Source organism: Pseudoduganella lutea, from assembly GCF_004209755.1.
GTDB lineage: Bacteria > Pseudomonadota > Gammaproteobacteria > Burkholderiales > Burkholderiaceae_D > Rugamonas > Rugamonas lutea.
On the sequence record NZ_CP035913.1, the window covers coordinates 304,078 to 324,007 of the forward strand.

A 19,930-nucleotide genomic window follows, 5' to 3' on the forward strand; every position below is an offset into this window, starting at 1 on the left:
AAAAATGCGTTTCATTCCTTGATCCCTCCCACCAGCACGCCCTTGGCGAAGAAGCGCTGCAGGAACGGGTAGACGGCCAGCACCGGCAGCGTGGCCACGATCACGGTGGCGTACTTGATCGTGGTGCTGAGCGCCTCGCGGCCCGCCGCCTCGCCTGTCATCATCGAATCCGTGCTGCTCGACACGAGGATCTCGCGCAGCACCAGCTGCAGCGGGAACAGCTCGCGGTCGGACAGGTAGATCATCGAATAGAAGTAGCCGTTCCAGTGCGCCACCGCGTAGAACATGGCCACCACGGCCAGCGTGGGCATGCACAGCGGCACGTAGACCTGCGTGAGGATGGTGAGGTCGCCGGCGCCGTCGATGCGGGCCGCTTCCTCGTAGTCCTTCGGCACTGCGTTGAACGCCGAACGCAGGATGATGAGGTTCCAGGCGCTGACGGCAAACGGCAGGATCACGGCCCAGCGGCTGTCCAGCAGGCCCAGGTCGCGCACAAGCAGGTAGTTCGGCACCAGGCCGCCGGTGAAGAACATCGTGAAGATGATCATCAGCATCACGGGCTTTTCCAGCATCAGGCGGCGCCGCGACAGTGCATACGCGCCGCAGCACGTGAGCACGAGGTTCAACCCCGTGCCGCCCACCACGATGACGAGCGTATTGAAAAAGCCGCTGCGCACCATCGGGTTCTGCCACACGCGCTCGAATGCCTCGAACGACAGGCCTTGCGGCAGCAGCATCAGGCCCTGGTGCGACGCCAGCGCCAGCGGATCGCTGAGCGAGGCGATCAGCACATACCAGAACGGGTAGAAGGTGATGAAACACAGCAGCGACAGCACGGTGACATTGGCCGTGTCGAACGCGGCGCCGGCCCAGCCCTGGCGGGGGCGCCAGGCGCGCAGGCCCAGGCGCAGGCGTGAAGGCGGCAGCGCGGCCATATCGGAGATCGTGGGGGTTTGCATGGCGTCTCCTACCAGATGCTGTTGCCGGTCAGCTTGCGGCTGAGGCGGTTGGCGGCCGCGAGCAGCAGCAGCGCCACCGCGGAATTGCACAGGCCGACGGCGGCCGCATAGCTGTAGTTCGCATCGAGGATCCCGTGCCGGTACACGTACGTGGAGATCACGTCCGCCGTTTCATACGTGCCCGGGTTGTACAGCAGGATCACTTTTTCAAAGCCCACCGTCATCAGCTGGCCGAGCCGCAGCACCAGCAGCGTGCTGACGATCGGCAGCAGGCCGGGCAGCGTGACGTGGACCATGCGCTGCCAACGGTTCGCGCCATCGATGCGGGCCGCTTCGTAGAGCGAGGGATTGATGGCGGACAGCGTGGCCAGGTAGATGATCGAGCCCCACCCCACGCTCTGCCAGATCTCGGAACCGACGAACAGCGTGCGGAACCAGGACGGGTCGTTGATCAGCGGATCGGGCGTGCCGCCGAGCGCCACGGCCATCTGCGTGAGGATGCCGTCGCGCGCGGCGAAGTCGAGCAGCATGCCCGCCACGACGACGACGGAAATGAAGTGCGGCAGGTAGGTGATGGTCTGCACGAGGCGGCGGAACCGCTCGCTCGTCAGCTCGTTCAGCAGCAACGCCAGGATGATCGGGGCGGGAAAGCCGAACAGCACGTCGTAGATGTTCAGCAGCAGCGTGTTGACGATCAGCCGTTCCACGAACAGGCCGTTGAAGAACTGGCTGAACCACTCGAGCCCGACCCACTCGCTGCCGGCGATGCCGGCGGCCGGATTGAAATCCTTGAACGCGATCAGCGTGCCGTACATCGGCACGTAGTGGAAGATGGCGAAGTACGCCACGACCGGCAGCAGCATCAGGTAAGCGACGCGGTTACGCGCCAGGTCGCGGCCGAGGCGGCGCAGGTACGGGGCCGGCGGGCGGGTGGTCGGGGTGGCTGGGGCGGTCATGCTCAGGCCTTCCCTGCCGGGCGCTTGCGGCTGGCGGCCGCACCGGCTACCGGCTTCACGGTTGCCGGCTTCACGGTTGCCGCCTTCATAGGTGCGGGCTTTACGGCGGCGGCGCCGGTGCGCCGTGGCGCGGTGGCGCGCTTCGGCGCGGGCGCGGCATCGGCGCGTGCCGGTGCCCTGGCGGTGGAATCGCGCAGCACCAGCTCGGACGGGAACTCGACACGCTGCTGTTCGCCGCCACTGCCCGCGATGCGCAGCAGCAGTTCGCGCACGGCCGCGTCGCTGATGGCGGCCAGCGGCTGGCGCACGGTCGTCAGCGCCGGGTGCACGTGGGCCGCCGCGGGAATATCGTCGAAGCCGATCACGGAAACATCCTGCGGCATCCGCAGGCCGCAGGCGCGCACGGCGTCGATGGCGCCGAACGCCATCTCGTCGTTGGCCGCGAAGATCGCCGTCGGCGCGTTTTCCGCCGTCAGCAGCGCGGATGCCGCCTCGTAGCCGGAACGCCGCCCGAAGTCGCCCGCCGCGATCAGCTTCGGATCCACCTCGATGCCGGCGCCGCGCAGTGCGGATTCATAGCCGTGCTGGCGCTCCTGGCTCTGGCCGGTGAACGCCGAACCGGTGATGAAACCGATGCGGCGGTGCCCCAGCTGCAGCAGGTGGCGCGTGGCCGCGGCGGCCGCGTCGCTGTTGCCGCCGCGGACGACGGGCAAGTCCGTCGGCCGCCAGTAATTGACCAGCACCACGGGCAGCCCGCGCTGCTCCAGCTGGCGCAGCTGCGTGTCGCTGATGCGGGGCAGGATCAGCAGCAGGCCGTCGCACAGGCCCTGCAGCATGTGGCCCAGGCCGCGGCTCGGTGCATTGTCCGTGTCGCCGATCGAGTTGTAGATCACCAGGTCCATCTCGAGCTTGCGCACGGCGACGCTGACGGCGCCGATGATCTCGTTGATCACGGCCGACTGCAGGTCGTTGACGAGGATGCCGATCACGTTGGTGCGGCTGCCCTTCATCATCTTGGCCGACAGGTTGGGCGAATAGCCCAGTTCCGCCGCGATCGCCCGCACCTTTGCGCGGGTCTTTGCGGCAACCGAGCCTTCGTCGTTCAGCGCGCGGGACACGGTCATGACCGAGACGCCCGCCTTCTCGGCGATCGTGATCAGGGTTACGGGAGGATTTTTCATGGGGTCTGCATCGTGTCCGAGGTTGATAACGTTAACGTTACCATTTTCAATCCGGCATAGGAAGTTATTTTTGCATCGGATTTATTTTGACAGGGAAGTCATCTCACGCCAGTGCCGGGTCGCTGGTACCGTCGAAACCGGTCTCGATGCGGCCCGCGAAACGCCACACGGCGCCGTCGCATTCCACCTGGGCGTCATACCAGGGTCCGGGCAGCGCGATGTGTTCGGTGCCGCCCGCGGCCACGCGCAGCCGGCGCGGCGCCGGGTCGCCATAGGCCAGCAGCGTCACCGTTGCCTCGTGCACGCCTTCGCCGCGGCCGTGCAGCTCGAGCACGAGCCGGTTGCCTTCCGTGACGGCACGCACGGCGATACCCGGCGCGCCGCTGCCGCGCAGGCTGCGATGGAAACCGTTCGGCCCGAGGATCCACAGGTCATAAGCACCGGGCGCGACGCCTCGCTCGCCGGCAGGGGCAGTCAGCCGGTCGACAAGCTCCCTGCCCGCTTCCACCGTATAGCGGCGCGGCACGCGGCCCAGGCGCAGCCGGTCGTAGACATGGAACACGGCGCCGGCCGTGCCGCTGTTGACGAAGGTGAGCACGACGCCATCGCCGCCCGGCCCGGCCGGGGCTTCCAGCCGCGCTTCAAGCTTGTACGGCAGTGCGCGCGACGGCCGCGTGCCCGGCTCCTGGCGCGGTGCGGACTGCGCACGTTCGGCCGGCACGTCGATGGCGGGCGTGGCCCGCTGGCGCGCCCGCTCGGCGTCGGCCTGCGCCATGCCATAGGCGGGCAGGCGCGGCGTGGCGGCATCCGGCGAGGCAAAGTCGAAGCAGCTCGTGAGGTCGCCGCAGACGGCCCGGCGCCAGGCGCTGATGTTCGGCTCGACGACGCCGAAGCGGCGCTCCAGGAATCGCAGCACGGACGTGTGGTCGAACACCTGCGAGTTCACCCAGCCGCCCTTGCTCCATGGCGACATGACGACCATCGGCACGCGCGGCCCCAGGCCATACAGGAAGCCGTCGCGATGGCATTCGTCCGCGAAATCGACGGTGGACCTGCCCGACCGACTGCCGTCGCCCAGCAGCGCCGGCGGCGCCGGCGGCGGCACATGGTCGAAGAACGCATCGTTCTCGTCGTACATCAGCAGGAACACGGTGCCGCTCCACACTTCCGGATCGGCCAGCAGCGCCTCGAGCACCTGCAGCGTGTAGGCGCCACCCTGCACCGGCGTTGACGGCCCGGGGTGCTCCGAATACAGGCGCGGGGAAATCACCCAGCTCACCTGCGGCAGGCGGCCGTTCACCACATCCTCCCGCAGGCCGTCCAGCGTGGCATTGCCCAGCGTGCTGCTGACACCCTTGTCCGCCAGCGGGTTCGGTCGCGCGGCGTGGGCCTCGCGGAAACTGCGGAACGTCGTCAGCATGTTGCAGTCGTAGTTGTCCGCCATGTCCGTGTAGACCTTCCAGCTGACGCCGGCCTTTTCCAGCCGCTCGGCATACGTGGTCCACGTAAAACCCTGCTCGGGCGGCCCGAAGCCTTCCATGCGGTTGTCGATCGCCGGGCCGCCGTGCCGGCCCGAGGGGTCGTTGGTGCCGGTCATCAGGAACAGCCGGTTCGGATTCGTGCCGCCCTGCAGCGAGCAGTGGTAGGCATCGCACAGCGTGAACGCCTCGGCCAGCGCGAACTGGATCGGCAGGTCGGCACGGGCGTAGTACGCCATCGCAGCATCGGTCTTCGCGCGCGGCCACGCATCGATGCGGCCGTCGCTCCACGCCGCCTGCGCATCGGGCCACGTGTGCGGCAAGTCCAGCGCCGGCTGGGCATTGCCGGTGCCCGCGTCGAGCCGGTACGGCATGACGATGCGCCGGCCATTGTGCTGCTGCCAGACGGTGCGGCCGTTGCGCACGGGGATCGTCATGCGGTCGCCGAAGCCGCGCACGCCGGCCAGCGTGCCGAAATAATGGTCGAACGAGCGGTTTTCCTGCATCAGGATGACGACGTGGCGCACGTCGTCGAGCGTGCCGGCGGCGCGGCGTGCCGGCACGGCCAGCGCTTCGCGCAGCAGCGGCGGCATGGCGCCGAGCACGCCGGCGGCGGCCGTGGTGCCCAGGAAGCGGCGGCGGGAAAGTCGGGTCATGCATCCTCCGTGACGGTTGGGTGGCTGGCGCGGCGGCAGTGGCGACCGCGGATGTTATCGAACGCGGGCATCGGCAGCTATTAGCGTTAACGTTAACATGGCACTACGTTACGTGCAACGAAATCCTGACGCGACGTTGCGGCCAGGTACATGGCGCGCATCCACCAGGCGTTTCTCGCCGCGCGATGATAAATCCGCTTTGTTACCGGAACACGACAGAACGGCGGGCCGGGACCGGCGGCGACAGATTGCCGGTACGGCTATCCGGCGACCGTCGGCCGCCCGGAGCAACCCTCGTCACCCGGCCAGGCGTTCCGCCGCATACTCGATGCCCAGCTCGTCATAGATGGCATAGGTGGCCGCCAGCAGGTTTTCCAGCTCGGGCGACCGGTCGCCGTTGCGGACGCTGAACAGGATCGGCGACAGCACGTGCTGGTCCGCGAGGCGGCGGTACACCACGTTGCGGTGGTGCATCGCCTGCACGCTTTCCGGCACGATCGCGATGCCTTGGCCCGCCGCCACGAGCCCCATCGCGATCTGCAGCTCGCGCACTTCGACCACGGCCGCCGGCGTCACGTTCGCCTGGGCGAAGATCGACAGCACCTGGTCGGCGAAACTCGGTCGCGGGGCTTTCGGATAGACGAGCAGCGTGTCGTGCGCCAGTTCCGTGAGGCGCAGGCGCTCTTCGCGCCTTGAAAAGCGATGATCCGGCGGCAGCGCCACCACCAGCGGTTCCTCGCGCAGCACGATGCGGCGGATGCTGGGATCCTCGCTCTTGAGGCGGCCGAAGCCCACGTCGATGCGCCCCTCCTTCAGCGCCGCCAGCTGTTCCACCGTCGTCATCTCGTGCAGTGTCACCTCCACCTGCGGATACAGCGCCCGGTAACGCCGCATGATGTCGGGCAGTTCGCCATACAGGGTGGAGGCGACGAAGCCGACCGACAGCCGGCGTTCCAGCTTGCCGACGCGCTGCGTCATCGTTTGCAGGTCGCGCACCTGGTCGAGCACCTGCCGGGCGTGCACGAGGAAAAATGCACCCGCCTCGGTCAGCAGCAGCGGACGCGAGCCTTTCTCGACGAGCGCCACCTCCAGCATTTCCTCGAGCTGCTGGATCTGGCGGCTCAGCGGCGGCTGGGCGATGTGCAGGCGCTCGGCCGCGCGGCGGTAATTGCGCTCCTCGGCCAGGGCGACGAAGTAACGCAGGTGCCTTAATTCCATTTGATACCTCCAAAGTATCTTGATGATACCAATTCGGTGTTGGACTGCGTGGCTCGCGGGGAATATCGTATCCCCAACGCTGCTCAAGATACGGAATACATATGATTGAATCGATCGAGACGATACTGGCGGACGTGCCGACCATCCGGCCGCACAAGCTGTCCGTCGCCACGATGCACACGCAGACGCTGGTGCTCGTGCGCATCCGCTGCGGCGACGGCATCGTGGGCTGGGGCGAGGCCACCACCATCGGTGGCCTGAGCTACGGCGAGGAAAGCCCGGAGAGCATCAAGACCAATATCGACACCTACATGGCGCCCCTGCTCGTGGGCATGGCGGCGGACGGAGTGGCGAAGGCGATGGCCAAGCTGCGCAAGGCGGTCCAGGGCAACCGCTTCGCCAAGTGCGCCATCGAAACCGCCCTGCTCGATGCACAGGCGCGCCGCCTGGGCGTGCCGCTGTCGGAACTGCTGGGCGGGCGCGTGCGCGACGCCCTGCCCGTCGCCTGGACGCTGGCGAGCGGCGACACGGCCCGCGATATCGATGAAGCCGAGCAGATGCTCGAGCTGCGCCGCCACAACATCTTCAAGCTGAAGATCGGCCTGCGTGAACCGATGGCGGACGTCGATCACGTGCTGGCGATCAAGCGCGCCCTCGGCGACCGGGCCAGCGTGCGCGTGGACGTCAACCAGGCGTGGAACGAGACGGACGCGGTGCGCGCGATCGCGGCACTGGAAGCGGGCGGCATCGACCTCGTCGAGCAACCCGTCAAGGCCCATGACGGCGCCGCGCTGGCGCGGCTGACGAAGCGCTTCGACGTGGCGATCATGGCGGACGAGGCGCTGCATGGCCCGCACGACGCGATGGCGCTGGCCCGCAACGATGCCGCCGGCGTGTATGCCGTGAAGATTACGCAGTCCGGCGGCCTGCTGGCGGCGCTGGAAGTGGCGACGGTGGCGCGCCTCGCCGGCATCGGCCTGTATGGCGGCACCATGCTCGAAGGCGGCATCGGCACCGCCGCCACGGCCCACGTGTGCGCCACGTTCCCCGAACTGGCGTGGGGCACCGAACTGTTCGGCCCCCTGCTGCTGACGCAGGAAGTGCTGCGCGAACCGCTCGTCTACCGCGATTTCCAGCTGCAGGTGCCCACGGGCCCGGGCCTGGGCGTGGAGATCGATACCGACAGGCTGCAGTCACTGCGCCGTCATTGACGACAAGGAGAAATGACATGCTGTTCCATGTGCGCATGAACGTCAACCTGCCGGCCGCAATGCCGGCCGACCAGGCCACGCAACTAAAGGCCGATGAGAAGGCGCTGGCGCAGCGCCTGCAGGACCAGGGAAAATGGCGCCACCTGTGGCGCATCGCGGGCCAATACGCCAACATCAGCGTGTTCGATGTCGACAGCGTGGATGAACTGCACGCGCTGCTCACGTCCCTGCCGCTGTTCCCCTATATGCAGGTCGACGTGATGCCGCTGTGCCGGCACCCTTCGTCGATCCGCGACAACGATTCGTAGCCAGTGCCGTTCAAGTAAAACCCAAAGGCAGAACCCGGGGTCAGACCCGGCGGTCTGACCCCAGCCTCTGCTTTGGGTGTATGAATGGCATTACCCACAAAAGCGCAAGACCAAAGGAGACAACCATGAATCACGCAGCAATCGAAACCCTCGTCAACCAGTGGGTCGTGCAAGCCGCCGACCGCCCCGCCAATCCGCGCGTGCAGCAGGTCGTGGTGCGCCTGCTGGGCGACCTGTGCAAAGCCATCGAGGATCTCGACGTCACGCCGAGCGAATTCTGGAGCGGCGTGTCATATATGTCGGCCGCGGGTGCGGCGAACGAACTGGGCCTGCTGGCGGCGGGCCTGGGCCTGGAACACTTCCTCGACCTGCGCGCCGAGGAAGCGGAAGCAAAGGCGGGCCTGGAAGGCGGCACGCCGCGCACCATCGAGGGGCCGCTGTACGTGGCGGGCGCGCCGGAAAGCGTGGGCTTCGCGCGGCTGGACGACGGCACCGAGAGCGACCGCGCCGAAACGCTCGTCATGCAGGGCACCGTGTTCGACGACGACGGCAAGCCGATGCCCGGCGCGAAGGTCGAAGTCTGGCATGCGAACCTGCTGGGCAATTACTCTTTCTTCGACCGTACGCAGTCCGACTTCAACCTGCGCCGCACGATCGTCGCGGACGACCAGGGCCGCTACCGCTTCCAGTCCATCATCCCGGTCGGCTACGGCTGCCCGCCGGACGGCACCACGCAGCAGCTGCTCGACCTGCTGGGCCGCCACGGCCAGCGCCCCGCGCACATCCACTTCTTCATCAGCGCCTCCGGCCACCGCAAGCTGACCACGCAGATCAACATCGAGGGTGACGACTACCTGTGGGACGATTTCGCGTTCGCGACGCGCGAAGGCCTGGTGCCGCCGATCACGCGCGTCACCGATCCGGCCCGCATCGACGCGCAGCGGCTCGACAAGCCCTTCGCATCGATCGACTTCGATTTCCACCTGCAGCGCGATAGCGCGGCGGCGCCGGCCAGCGAAGTCGATCGCCCGCGCGCCGCGGCCTGAGAGGCGCGCATGCCTTTCCTGGACCTGGATGACGCCCGGCTGCATTACCGCGTCGACGGCAACCCCGCCAATCCCTGCGTGGCGCTGTGCAATTCGCTGGGAACGGACCTGTCGATGTGGGATGCGCAGGCCGCCGCGCTGGCGTCGGACCATTTCGTGGTGCGCCACGATACGCGCGGGCACGGGTCGTCCACGGCCGGCGACGCCCCGCCGGACATCGCCCGCCTCGGCCGCGACGTGCTGGCGCTGCTCGACCACCTGCGCATCGAACGTGCCGCCTTCTGCGGCATCTCGATGGGCGGCATGGTCGGTCAGTGGCTCGGCATCCATGCGGCCCCGCGCCTGACGCATCTCGTGCTGGCCAACACGGCGGCCCGCATCGGCACCCCCGAGGGGTGGCGGGCACGCGCGGACCTCGTGCGCGCCGAGGGCCTGGCCGCTGTTGCGGAGGGTGCGGCGGCACGGTGGTTTACGCCCGGCTTCACCGCGCGGGAACCCGCCACGGTGGCCCGCCTCACGGCCGCCCTGCGCGGACAGGACCCGCGAGGCTATGCGGCGTGCTGCGAAGCGCTGGCCGTGGCGGACCTGCGCACGCAGGCCGCCGATATCCGCGTGCCGACGCTCGTCGTCGCCGGCGAGCACGACCCCGTGACCACGGTTGCCGATGGCGCATGGCTCTGCCAGCAGATACCGGGCGCCGTGCTCGCCACGCTGCCCGCGTCGCACATCTCCAATATCGAAGCCGACGCCGCTTTCACGGCCCTGGTACGCGACTTCCTCCATGGCGCGCGGGCAGTGGACACAACCCTCGCACCATCGCTGGCAGTTGGCGCACCATGAATGATCGTCGGCGCACCGTGTTGCCATGGTGCGGCCTCCTGCCGCCAGGGCCCGGTCCTGCCGCAACAACGGGCTATACTGAATAAACAAAACAACAACGCTCCGAAGGAGTCGGCACGCTATTTGCTGAGTGTGTCGTACCTGTTTCAAAGTCCTACCTTCACCCAGCTTCGCAAGCCAGGAGACAAGATGGCGTTCCACGACAAGGCGCTGGCGGCGCTCTACAGCAAACCCCTGTTCCGCTCGGATACCAGGGCAGAGGCCCACGACCTGGTGGCAAGCGAGTTCGCCGAACACACGCTGCACTGGCGTGCCGGCACGCCCGACGCGGCGATGCACAAGTCGGCGCTCGACGACATCAGCGTGTACATGCTGCGTTACGGCCCGGAAGTCGAAGTGCGGGCCCATCCCTTCGACGATTTCGTGCTGGTCCACACCTCGCTGCACGGCGGCATGGAAATCGATTGCGACGGCAGGAAGCTGTGGATCCGCGAGGGCCGCAGCGCCGTGCTCGCGCCAAGGAAGAATGTGCAGCTGCGGTGGAGCCCGCGCAACCGGCAGATGATCGTCAAGGTGCCGCGCCGGCTGCTGGTCGCGGCCGCGAACAACGCAGGCATTGGCACGGTGGCACCCGAACCGGGCTTCCTGCTGCCGCCGGCGCTCGATGAACAATGGAAGCTGCTGGTGCAGACGACACTGGCCAGTGCCGACCAGGCATCACCCCGGCGGCAGTGGACTTCCCACCTGGAACAGACGATCGCCGCGTTCATCGTGCTGCACGAGCCGGCGCAGGAAGGCGCGACCGCGCCAGCCATCGCGCCGGGGCACTGCGCGGATGGCAACGCCGGACGAGGCGCGATCGATGCGCTGGTCGGCTATATCGACCAGCACCTGGGTGGCCCGATCTCATTGCAGGACCTGACCCTGGCGACGGGCCTGGGCATCCGCACCGTCAATGCGCTGTGCCAGCGGCATTTCGGTATGACGCCGATGGAAGTGGTGCGCAACCGGCGGCTCGACGCGGTGCACAGCCGGCTGCGCGTCGATCCCCATGCGTCCGTCACCGAGACGGCCATGAACTTCGGCTTCGGGCACCTGGGCCGGTTCTCCGCCTACTACGAAGCGCGCTTCCAGGAGCTGCCGCGGCAGACGCAGCGCGCATGCCGCCGCAACTGACCGGTCGCGGCGGGCCGCCCATGGTCACAGCTTCGCCATCGGTACCGACGGATCGCCCAGCGCCTCCGCATCGACAGGGGTGCCGCGCTGGATCAGCCGCTGCGCAAAGCGCAGGTCGCGGGCGGCGTTGATGCCGATGGCTGCGACCATGCGCCCATCGCGCAGGTAGCACAGCAGGCCTTCGCCACCGGCCGCGTCCCCGCGTACCACCTCGCTGTGGTACCCGCCCGGCACACCAACGAGCTGGATGTGCCGGTCGAACTGGTGGGACCAGAACCACGGCAGCGGATCGTACTGGACCGGCAGCCCGAGTGCGGATTCGGCGGCGGCGATGCCCTGCTCCTGCGCGTTCTGCCACGATTCGAGCCGCAGCGGCCGCCCGTACCAGCTGTTGGGCGCCACGGCCACGTCGCCGGCCGCAAAGATGCGCGGGTCGCTGGTGCGGCACGCCGCGTCGACGATCACGCCGCCATCGCATGCGAGGCCGGCGGCGCGGGCCACGCCGTCGTTCGGCACGAGGCCGATGCCCGCCACCACCGCGTCGGCCGCGATCGCGGTGCCGTCACCCAGGTGCAGCGTGGCGCTGCCGTCATCGCGCCAGTCCAGCCGGTCCAGCGATGTGCCGAGGCGCACGTCCACGCCGTGCCGCAGGTGCAGGTCGCGCAGGATCGTGGACATCGCCGGCGTGACGCTGCGCTCGCACAGCCGCGCGGCCGCCTCCACGAGCGTGACGCTGGCGCCCTTGCTGACGGCGCTGGCGGCCACTTCCAACCCGATCCAGCCGCCGCCGATCACCGCGAGGCGCATGCCGGGCCGCAGCATCGACGCAAGCCGGGCGGCATCGTCCAGCGTGCGCAGCAGGTGGACATGGCCTGCCCCATCGTGCGGCAGCGGCCGGGCGACGCCGCCGGTGCAGAGAATGAGCTTGTCGTAAGGGACCAGCGCATCGTTGTCGAGTTCGACGGTGCGGCGTTCGCGGTCGATGCGCCGCGCCGCCACGCCACCGATCCACTCGATGCGCAACCTGTCGATGTCGTGCATCGACAGCAGCCGCGCCGACTCGGGAAGCGCCTCGCCCAGCAGGATCGCCTTCGACAGCGGCGGGCGTTCGTAGGGCAGGTGCGGCTCGGCGCCGACCAGCACGATCCTGCCGGCGTGCCCCCTGTCCCGCAATGTCCGCGCGGCCCAGGCGCCCGCCTGGCCGCCGCCGATCACGACGATCGTTTCCATGGTGCCGTTCATCGCCGCTCCTCAGGCCAGCGCCTCGGCGCCGGCGACATCGACTTCCACGCGCCCGTCGGCGATCCGGATCGGATACGTGCGCACGGGCACCGTGCACGGCGCCTTGCGCGGCGCGCCCGTGCGGATATCGAAGAGGCCCTGGTGCAGCGGGCATTCGATGCAGCCGTCCTCGATGAAGCCTTCGGACAGCGGTACCCGCTCATGGGTGCACAGGTCGTGCAGTGCGAACAGCTCGTCGCCCAGCCGGAAGACGGCGACCGGCTCGCCCGCCGCCATCACGGCGCGCGGTTCATCTTCGCTGAAATCCGTGGGAACGCCCACATCGTGCCAGTTGCTCATCGGTGCGTCTCCTAGATCGGGTGGCCAGAAGGGTCTGGACGCGCGACGTGTCGTACACGACGCGTTTTTCACGGAACAGCCAGTTGCCCTGCTGTTTGACGAGCCGGTCCCGGTAGACACCGGCCTGGTACACGACGGATTCGCCGGCCGCGCCGGTGTTGACGACGATATAGCTCGAGACGGCATGGACCTCGTCGTCGGTGGCCGATTCGATGACGATGCCGCCGAGCGCATGCCGGTAGCTGTGCGCCTCGTAGATGCTGGCGTGCCGCAGTGCCATGACCCGGTCGCGCATCATGCGCTGGTTGCGGCAGTGGATGATCGGCGCGGGCAGGCCGCGGTCCTCGTTTTCCTTCGAGATGATCGTGTAGACGCCATCCTCGGTGAAGAAGCGGGGCCAGTCTTCCAGGCGGCCGCTGTCGATCGCGTGGACATAGTTGTTCTGCAGCTGGCATACCTCCAGCCACAAGCGCAGTTGATCCGTCATCTCAATACCCCATCGTGCGTTGGTAGCCCGCCCAGAACCGGCGGATCAGGTTTTCCGTGATGTTGCTGTTCGTCTGGTCCGGTGCATCGAGGCCCATGCCCATGAACGACGTCTTGTCGCCGTCACGCGCGGTGCCGCGCTGTACCAGCTCGGTCGCTTCCGTGTCTTCCATCGAGATGTAGCCCGCCGGCCCGACCAGGTTCGCCTGCAGCAGGCGCAGCTCGCGCAGTTCCGGCGTGTCGTCCTCGTAGCCGAAGAAGTGGAATACGAGCTCGAAGTTCGACGGCCCCTTGGGCAGCAGCTGGCGCGCCACCAGCGTGTTGTGGATCTGCTGGATCACGAGCTGCGGGAAGATGGGCTGGATCTGGTTCGTGCAGTTTTCCTCGTACTCCGGAATCTGCCCCAGCACGTAGGGATCTTCCAGCGCGAAGCCGTCCTGCATCGAACGGATCTTCTGGTCCGTGTAGGCCGACGCGGTATTGGTTTCCACGCTCGGCTTCGTTACCGTGATCAGGCTGTGCAGGCCGTGCGTGGCGTCCGGGATCGACCGCGCGCTCATGCCCACGCGGAAGATGTTGAACGTGGTGTGGAACAGGTGCAGCAGGCTGGCGTGGTACGGGTCCTTGACGTTCTCGAAGTACAGCTTCCAGTTCGACTTCGAGTATTGCCTCGTGCAGCCCAGGTACACGATCGGCTTGTGGAACAGGCGGTCCACCCACGGCAGCATCTGCGGGCCCAGGTAGTCCTCGATGTCGGGCGTGTCGTCGCTGAAGGTGGCGAACAGCAGGCCCTTGTACTCGGCGACCCGCAGCTTGCGCAGGCCGTGCTGCGCGGGATCGAAGGCCTTGGCCATGCCGACCAGCATGATGTCGCCCTGCTTTTGCCCGCGGCGGAACGGCACGCCCTGCAGGTCGCCTTCGCAGCTGTAGTTCCACTGGTGGTACACGCAGGTGTGCGATGCGGCGTTGCCGTGTTTCTCCCGGCAGACGATCGCGCCGCGGTGGGCGCAGCGGTTGACCCAGCAGGCAAAGCCGTCGGCGGTGCGCGTGACCACGACCGGGGTGTCGCCCACGAACGTGCTCTTGAAGTCGTTCAGGTTCGGGATCTCGCAGGCCAGGGCCACGAAGCTCCAGTGCGGGCCGCGGTAGATCCGCTCCTGCTCCCTGTCATACACTTCCTGCGAGCTGAATACCGCATAGGGCACCCGTGAGCCGTCCGGCTGGGGGAAGAATACATCCCGATCCGCGGCGTGGGTGCCGCTGTCGGTGGTGAGGGTTTCAGCCATCGTCATCTCCGTTCCTGGTTACACAATGTGAACGCAGTCTAGCGAGCGGCGATGGGCCGAACTATCCGGTTCCTGCATGCGGACGGCGAAAGATCATCCGTTTCAGCGCGGTGCAGGAAGGAATGGCCGAAACGCACCGGCACCTGCCAGAAACGACCAAAAACACCGGCACATGCGGCCAGATATGGATAGTCACGGCGTCCGCGCTTCGGTAGGATTGCCGTGCAAACACAGCACCCGCCGCGGGTTCCGGGCATCGACGCGATGGCGGGGTTATCCATGCAAAAACAGGCTTAGACGGCCATGACAATCAACGGGACAAGCATGCGACATATCGATCTGAACGGCCTGGCCGACAATGCCCGGTTCAACAAATTCCACCTGGGCGTGCTGCTATGGTGCAGCGTCATCATCATCTGCGACGGCTACGACCTTGCCGTGTCGGGCATCGCCCTGCCGTCGATCATGAAGGAGATGGGCGTGGACGCCACCAGCGCCGGGTTCATGGTGAGTTCGGCGCTGTTCGGCATGATGTTCGGGAACGTGCTGCTCGGGACCATCGCCGACCGCATCGGCCGGCGATGGGCGATCACGCTATGCGTGGTGCTCTTCAGCGTTTTCACCGCGGCCGCCGGTCTGGCGAATGATCCGGTCACCTTCAGCATCGCCCGGTTCCTCGCGGGGCTCGGCATCGGCGGCGTGATGCCCAACGTGATCGCGCACATGACGGAGTACTCGCCGAAACGCATCCGCGCCACGATGGTCACGCTGATGTTCAGCGGCTATTCGGTGGGCGGCATGCTGGCCGCGCTGCTGGGCAAGGGCCTGATCGAGAGCTATGGCTGGCAATCCGTGTTCCTGGCGGCCGCCGCGCCCGTGCTGATGCTGCCGTTCCTGCTGGCGTCGCTGCCGGAATCGATGGCCTTCCTCGCCAAGCGGGGCCGCACCGCCGAACTGCAGGCCATCGCGGCGCGCATGGAACCCGCGTACGTGCCGCAAGCCGGCGACCAGCTGGAGCTGCCGGGCAGCGCCCGCGGCAGCGCCCCGCTCAGCGCGCTGTTCGCGCAGGGCCGCGGCATGAGCACGATGATGTTCTGGCTGACGTGCTTCATGACGCTGTTCATGGTCTATGCGCTCAGTTCCTGGCTGACGAAGCTGATGGCCAGCGCCGGCTACGGTCTCGGCTCCGCGCTGACGTTCGTCCTCGTGCTCAATGCCGGCGCCATCGTCGGCGCGATCGGCGGCGGCGCGCTGGCCGACCGGCTGCCCATCAAGCGCGTGTTGGTCGGCATGTACCTGCTGGCCGCCGTGGCGATCACGCTGCTCGGCTTCAAGCTGCCGACGGAAGCGCTGTACATCGTCGTCGCCCTGGCGGGCGCCACGACGATCGGCACGCAGATCGTCATCTGCGCCTATTGCGGCCAGTATTATCCGATGGCGATCCGTTCCACCGGCGTGGGGTTCATGCTGGGCTTCGCACGCATCGGTGCCATCTCCGCGCCGATCGTCATCGGCCTGCTCGTGGGCATGGAACTGCCGCTCCAATACAACTTCGTGGCCATCGCCCTGCCCTCGCTGCTGGCCGCCGTCACTGTCTCGCTGATCGACAACCGGCGCTCGGCCATGGCCGATACGGCGGCCGGTGGCACTGGAGCGGAAGCAGCGGCGGGCGCAATGCCGGCGGGCGTGGGCGCCAGGGCGCAGTGAGCTGACCGGCTGGCAACCGGCTTGCACTGCAGGTCTGGAATTGGCACAATGTCCAATTCCAGACAAACTGTCTCATCAATATGCCCTTATCGTCTTATCTCGATGTCGCTCCACAACTTGCCGAGGGTGTCTATATCCATGAAACGGCCCAAGTGATCGGTAACGTGCGCCTCGGTGCCGGCAGCTCGGTGTGGTGCAATGCCGTACTGCGCGGCGACGTCAACGACATCATCATCGGATGTTGTTCCAACATCCAGGATTTCTCGATGGGCCATGTCTCGCACCGGACCCCGGCGAAACCGCAGGGTTCGCCCCTGCACATCGGCGATTACGTTACCGTGGGCCACTCGGTGATCCTGCATGGTTGCCGCATCGGTAACGAATGCCTGGTCGGCATGGGCAGTATCGTGATGGACGACGTGATCATCGAAGATCGGACCATGATCGGTGCCGGCAGCCTTGTCCCGCCTGGCAAGACGCTGCAGAGTGGGTTCCTCTATGTTGGCCGGCCGGTCAGGAAAGTGCGCGCCCTGACCGTCGAGGAAATCGCCTGGCTGCGCTATTCGGCCGAGCACTACGTGCGGGTCAAGGACAACTACCTGCAAGCTGCGCGGCGCCGACAATAAAGTTGGTCGGTAATGGCCGCTTTCGCCGATCAAATCCGCAACCAAAAGCGGACCTTGTGGAATAGTCCAGTTGAGCCGGTAATGCCGTTCAGTTAAAAGGAAACGCCTTCATCCTTCCTACGCGGGAATGACGGCGTTTTCGTTCAGGTGAACGGCATTCACCTTTGAGGGGGTGTTTCGTTGTAACAGTTCATCGCGGTACACTTGAGTACACCGCAGTGCACGCGGTTGATTTTTTGATGACAGCACACCAAGGAGTTCAATGAACGAGCTGAGTACTACTTCAATGACGGCTCAACGCAAGTGGCGGCTCGTGGTAACACGCTACGTTGCCGCGATCAATGCGTATGTCGCCAAAGGGTTGGCCGAGGGCTGGGATGCCTGCGGCGAGGAACCGTCGATGGTGAGCCTGGACGAGACGCTGCCGGCTTGGCGGGCGGCGCTGGAAGCTGCCAATGCACCGGGTGCCAGCGCCACCGACCGCGCTGCGTTTCGCCGGGACTGGCCGCCTGCACATGCACCATTGATCGACTTGCTGTCGGACGAGGCCATTGCCATCAGTGCGCTCGCCTGCCTGAATGACCACAGCATGCTGGCGCGCGTTGGCACCTGGTATGAGGGCGGGTACGTACTGCATATCGTCGGCGAGCGCGTTGAGCGCGTCCCGGATGTCGAGTTTTTCGGCCAATGCCCAGCAGGGCGCTATCTGGCCCTGGCGAACAAGGATGGGGTGGTGCTGACCGATGGCTGGCACGGGCCGCAAGTGGCGCGTCTGGCCTGGCCGACCGGCCGGGAAGACTTGCCGGACGGCGTTGCGCCTGCACCGTTCGACGCGCACCCGACACCCCTGCAGCTCATCCCTTTCCCGGATGGCAAGCGCGTGCTGCTGGTCAGCGGGGAAGGCGTGTTCGTGCTGGCGGAGGACGGGGCGCGGCGTGTGTATCCAACGCGCGAGGAGCTCGAGCAGGTGGAGATCGCAGCACGGGACGAAGCCGAGGGTAAGGACGCGGACGTGGACGAATATCCAGTCAGCCTGGCGATGGCGCACGGCGCGATGTCGCCAGACGGCCGCTGGATCGGCGTGGGCAGCCAGTCCGACCGCCACTGGGTACTCGATGCCGACCTGCAGCCGGTAGCGCGCATCGGCCCGGTGAGCGAATATCCGCACTTTGCCTTGTTCAGCAGTGACAGCAGCATGGCGATCTTCAATGCCTGCCACTTCTACAGCGGCGCCACTCTCGGGGTAGCGGTGAAGGATCTTCCCGGCCTCGATACCGACTACTACGCCGACGATCCGCGCACGCCCACCTTGCAGGAGGGCGCCCGCGTGTACGCCGCGGTGCACCGCGGCGATGAATTCATCATCGGCGACGCGGACGGCTATGTGCGTGCCTTCAGCCATACCGGCGAACAGCGCTGGCAACAGTACATCGGCTCGACGGTGACCGCCATGGCGATTTCGATGGACGGCAAGACCTTGATCGTCGCGACCTATGCCGGCTTCCTGTGCACCTTTGCGCTGGATGCGCCGGGTGCCGAACCATGGCAGATCGGCACCGGCGCGCACCGCGAAGTCCAGCGCTGGGTGTTCTGGAAAAGCTGGGATAGACCAATGCTGTGGTGATCACCGGGGGTGACGCCCGAACGATTGCCGAACTCGCTGGCGGAGGCAGACAATTTTGAGTGGCAAAAGCTATGTAACACAGGTGGTCTTTTCACGTATCGGCAGCGCCACCCTCGATGTATTGCCGTTCAGCTGCGGTCCTTTTTGAGGACGACGAAGCGATAGCACGACATGCAGTTCTCCGATAAATTTATTGACGGGTGAGCCCAGCTCTACCAAGTGAGCTATAAACTGCAAGTGAGCTCGGTGAGGAGCTTTTGATTGTTGGAGTGAATGTGCCAGTGTCTGCTCCTGGCCGAAACCGGCCAGAAGCAGGGCCACTGTACATGAGCATGCCTACCGCCACCATTGGGTTGGCGACTGGCAGGGGCCTGCTCCGACCAACTTTATTCGCTCTAGTCAGTGTTGCAGTTCTCAGTTCGGGTGTTCAGCGGGGGCCGTACCATCAATGCCGATCTGCCGTGACCACGCCGGCGAAACAGGGCACGAGGGCAAGCAGGCCGGCGAGCATCCAGAAGGCGACCGGCAATCCGGTGGCCTTGGCCACGAAACCGATGCCGGCCGGGCCGGCAAGGATGCCCGCGTAGCCCGTGGTCGAGATGGCCGCGATCGCGAGCCCCGGCGGCATGGCCTTCTGCGCCGCGGCGCGCCGGAACAGCACCGGCACGATGTTGGAGCATCCCAGGCCGATCAGCACGAAGCCCAGCAGCGCGATGGCGCCGGTCGACGCGGTGAGCAGCACCACGAACCCGGCCAGCGCAATGCCACCGCCATACAGCATGGTCTTGTGGTCGCCGATGCGGCTGGCGATGGCGTCACCGGTCAGCCGGCCGGCGGTCATCGCCACCGAAAAGAAGATGTAGCCAAGGCCGCCCTGCGCAACCGGGAACAGGCCATTGTCGGTGATCAGCAGCGCGCTCCAGTCCAGCAGCGCGCCTTCGACGAGGAAGGTGATGCACGCCAGTGCGCCGATGACGAGCACCAGGCCGCGCGGCAGCACGAACAGCGGCCCCTCCTTCCGTTCGCCCGATCGCAGCAGCCGCGGCGTTGCCAGGATCATGAGCACCACCATCAGCGACGCACAGAACAGGGTGCTGTCGAGGAGTTCGAAGCGTTTCGACAGCAGCAACGTCATCAGCGCCGCGCCGGAGAACCCGCCGATGCTGAACAGGGCGTGGAACCCGGACATCAAGGGCTTGCCGGCCGCACGCTCCACTTCCACGGCATGCAGGTTCATCGCCACGTCCAGCGCGCCCAGCGTTGCGCCGAACGCCGCGAGGTTCAGCCCGAGCGTGAACGTGGTGTCGGACAGCGGCAGCAGCGCCAGCGATGCCGCGAAACCGAAGCCGCTGCCGACGATGACCGGCTTGCTGCCGAAACGCGCCGTGAGCGGCCCGGTCACGGCCATCGCGGCGATGGAACCCGTGCCGATGCAGAGGAACAGCAGACCGAGCACGTGTTCGTCGATCCCGAGGCTGGCCTTGGTGAACGGCACGAGCGGCGCCCAGCATGAATAGCCGAAGCCGGCAACGAGGAACAACAAGCGCGTCGCGAGGCGGCTGGCGGGGCTGTCGGCGGAAGGCAGGTGCAT

General features: G+C 66.7%; 18 protein-coding genes. 8 read left to right on the forward strand and 10 right to left on the reverse strand.

What is annotated here, in order from left to right; genetic code table 11:
• Positions 1-11 precede the first annotated feature (11 nt).
• The 5 genes from EWM63_RS01255 to EWM63_RS01275 form a co-directional block, all read right to left on the reverse strand.
• Positions 12-959, reverse strand: coding sequence for a carbohydrate ABC transporter permease (locus EWM63_RS01255; RefSeq protein WP_229487667.1), 948 nt, complete (start codon positions 957-959; stop codon positions 12-14).
• Between the two features lie 8 nt (positions 960-967).
• Positions 968-1,915, reverse strand: coding sequence for an ABC transporter permease (locus tag EWM63_RS01260; RefSeq protein ID WP_130184925.1), 948 nt, complete (start codon positions 1,913-1,915; stop codon positions 968-970).
• Between the two features lie 2 nt (positions 1,916-1,917).
• Entirely contained in the window at positions 1,918-3,096 is a 1,179-nt protein-coding gene (locus tag EWM63_RS01265) for a LacI family DNA-binding transcriptional regulator (protein ID WP_130184926.1), read from the reverse strand.
• Between the two features lie 103 nt (positions 3,097-3,199).
• On the reverse strand, positions 3,200-5,230 hold the full coding sequence (locus tag EWM63_RS01270; protein ID WP_130184927.1) for a phosphocholine-specific phospholipase C: 2,031 nt from the start codon (positions 5,228-5,230) through the stop codon (positions 3,200-3,202).
• 297 nt (positions 5,231-5,527) lie between these two features.
• Positions 5,528-6,448, reverse strand: a complete 921-nt coding sequence (locus EWM63_RS01275; RefSeq protein ID WP_130184928.1) for a LysR family transcriptional regulator — start codon at positions 6,446-6,448, stop codon at positions 5,528-5,530.
• Between the two features lie 101 nt (positions 6,449-6,549).
• Between EWM63_RS01275 and EWM63_RS01280 the strand changes: the two genes are divergently transcribed.
• The 5 genes from EWM63_RS01280 to EWM63_RS01300 all read left to right on the forward strand — a co-directional run bounded on the left by EWM63_RS01280 (position 6,550) and on the right by EWM63_RS01300 (position 11,029).
• Positions 6,550-7,659: a muconate/chloromuconate family cycloisomerase gene (locus tag EWM63_RS01280; protein WP_130184929.1), complete on the forward strand. Its 1,110-nt coding sequence runs from the start codon at positions 6,550-6,552 to the stop codon at positions 7,657-7,659.
• A 17-nt stretch (positions 7,660-7,676) separates the two neighbouring features.
• Positions 7,677-7,967 carry a muconolactone Delta-isomerase gene (catC, locus tag EWM63_RS01285; RefSeq protein WP_130184930.1) on the forward strand — a complete coding sequence of 97 codons (291 nt, stop codon included), beginning with the start codon at positions 7,677-7,679 and terminating at the stop codon, positions 7,965-7,967.
• Positions 7,968-8,092: 125 nt separating this feature from the next.
• Positions 8,093-9,013, forward strand: coding sequence for a catechol 1,2-dioxygenase (gene catA / locus EWM63_RS01290; protein ID WP_130184931.1), 921 nt, complete (start codon positions 8,093-8,095; stop codon positions 9,011-9,013).
• Between the two features lie 9 nt (positions 9,014-9,022).
• Positions 9,023-9,853 (forward strand): 3-oxoadipate enol-lactonase, encoded by an 831-nt coding sequence (pcaD, locus tag EWM63_RS01295; protein ID WP_130184932.1) that lies wholly within the window; start codon positions 9,023-9,025, stop codon positions 9,851-9,853.
• A 189-nt stretch (positions 9,854-10,042) separates the two neighbouring features.
• Entirely contained in the window at positions 10,043-11,029 is a 987-nt protein-coding gene (locus EWM63_RS01300; RefSeq protein WP_130184933.1) for an AraC family transcriptional regulator, read from the forward strand.
• Between the two features lie 24 nt (positions 11,030-11,053).
• Here the strand turns inward: EWM63_RS01300 and EWM63_RS01305 are convergent, their stop codons facing one another.
• The 4 genes from EWM63_RS01305 to andAc are packed head-to-tail and all read right to left on the reverse strand — an operon-like array spanning position 11,054 to position 14,382.
• Complete coding sequence (locus EWM63_RS01305; RefSeq protein ID WP_130184934.1) at positions 11,054-12,271, reverse strand: NAD(P)/FAD-dependent oxidoreductase; 1,218 nt, start codon at positions 12,269-12,271, stop codon at positions 11,054-11,056.
• Between the two features lie 9 nt (positions 12,272-12,280).
• Positions 12,281-12,610 (reverse strand): anthranilate 1,2-dioxygenase ferredoxin subunit AndAb, encoded by a 330-nt coding sequence (gene andAb, locus EWM63_RS01310; RefSeq protein ID WP_130184935.1) that lies wholly within the window; start codon positions 12,608-12,610, stop codon positions 12,281-12,283.
• Complete coding sequence (gene andAd, locus EWM63_RS01315) at positions 12,561-13,097, reverse strand: anthranilate 1,2-dioxygenase small subunit AndAd (protein ID WP_130184936.1); 537 nt, start codon at positions 13,095-13,097, stop codon at positions 12,561-12,563. Before andAd ends, andAb begins: the two co-directional genes overlap by 50 nt.
• A 1-nt stretch (position 13,098) precedes the next feature.
• On the reverse strand, positions 13,099-14,382 hold the full coding sequence (gene andAc / locus EWM63_RS01320; RefSeq protein WP_130184937.1) for an anthranilate 1,2-dioxygenase large subunit AndAc: 1,284 nt from the start codon (positions 14,380-14,382) through the stop codon (positions 13,099-13,101).
• Between the two features lie 324 nt (positions 14,383-14,706).
• Between andAc and EWM63_RS01325 the strand changes: the two genes are divergently transcribed.
• The 3 genes from EWM63_RS01325 (at position 14,707) to EWM63_RS01335 (ending at position 18,339) form a co-directional block, all read left to right on the forward strand.
• Positions 14,707-16,089, forward strand: a complete 1,383-nt coding sequence (locus tag EWM63_RS01325; protein ID WP_130184938.1) for an MFS transporter — start codon at positions 14,707-14,709, stop codon at positions 16,087-16,089.
• Positions 16,090-16,169: 80 nt separating this feature from the next.
• Positions 16,170-16,715 (forward strand): gamma carbonic anhydrase family protein, encoded by a 546-nt coding sequence (locus EWM63_RS01330; RefSeq protein WP_130184939.1) that lies wholly within the window; start codon positions 16,170-16,172, stop codon positions 16,713-16,715.
• Between the two features lie 262 nt (positions 16,716-16,977).
• Positions 16,978-18,339, forward strand: coding sequence for a hypothetical protein (locus EWM63_RS01335; RefSeq protein WP_130184940.1), 1,362 nt, complete (start codon positions 16,978-16,980; stop codon positions 18,337-18,339).
• A 445-nt stretch (positions 18,340-18,784) separates the two neighbouring features.
• Here the strand turns inward: EWM63_RS01335 and EWM63_RS01340 are convergent, their stop codons facing one another.
• Positions 18,785-19,930, reverse strand: coding sequence for an MFS transporter (locus tag EWM63_RS01340; protein ID WP_130184941.1), 1,146 nt, complete (start codon positions 19,928-19,930; stop codon positions 18,785-18,787).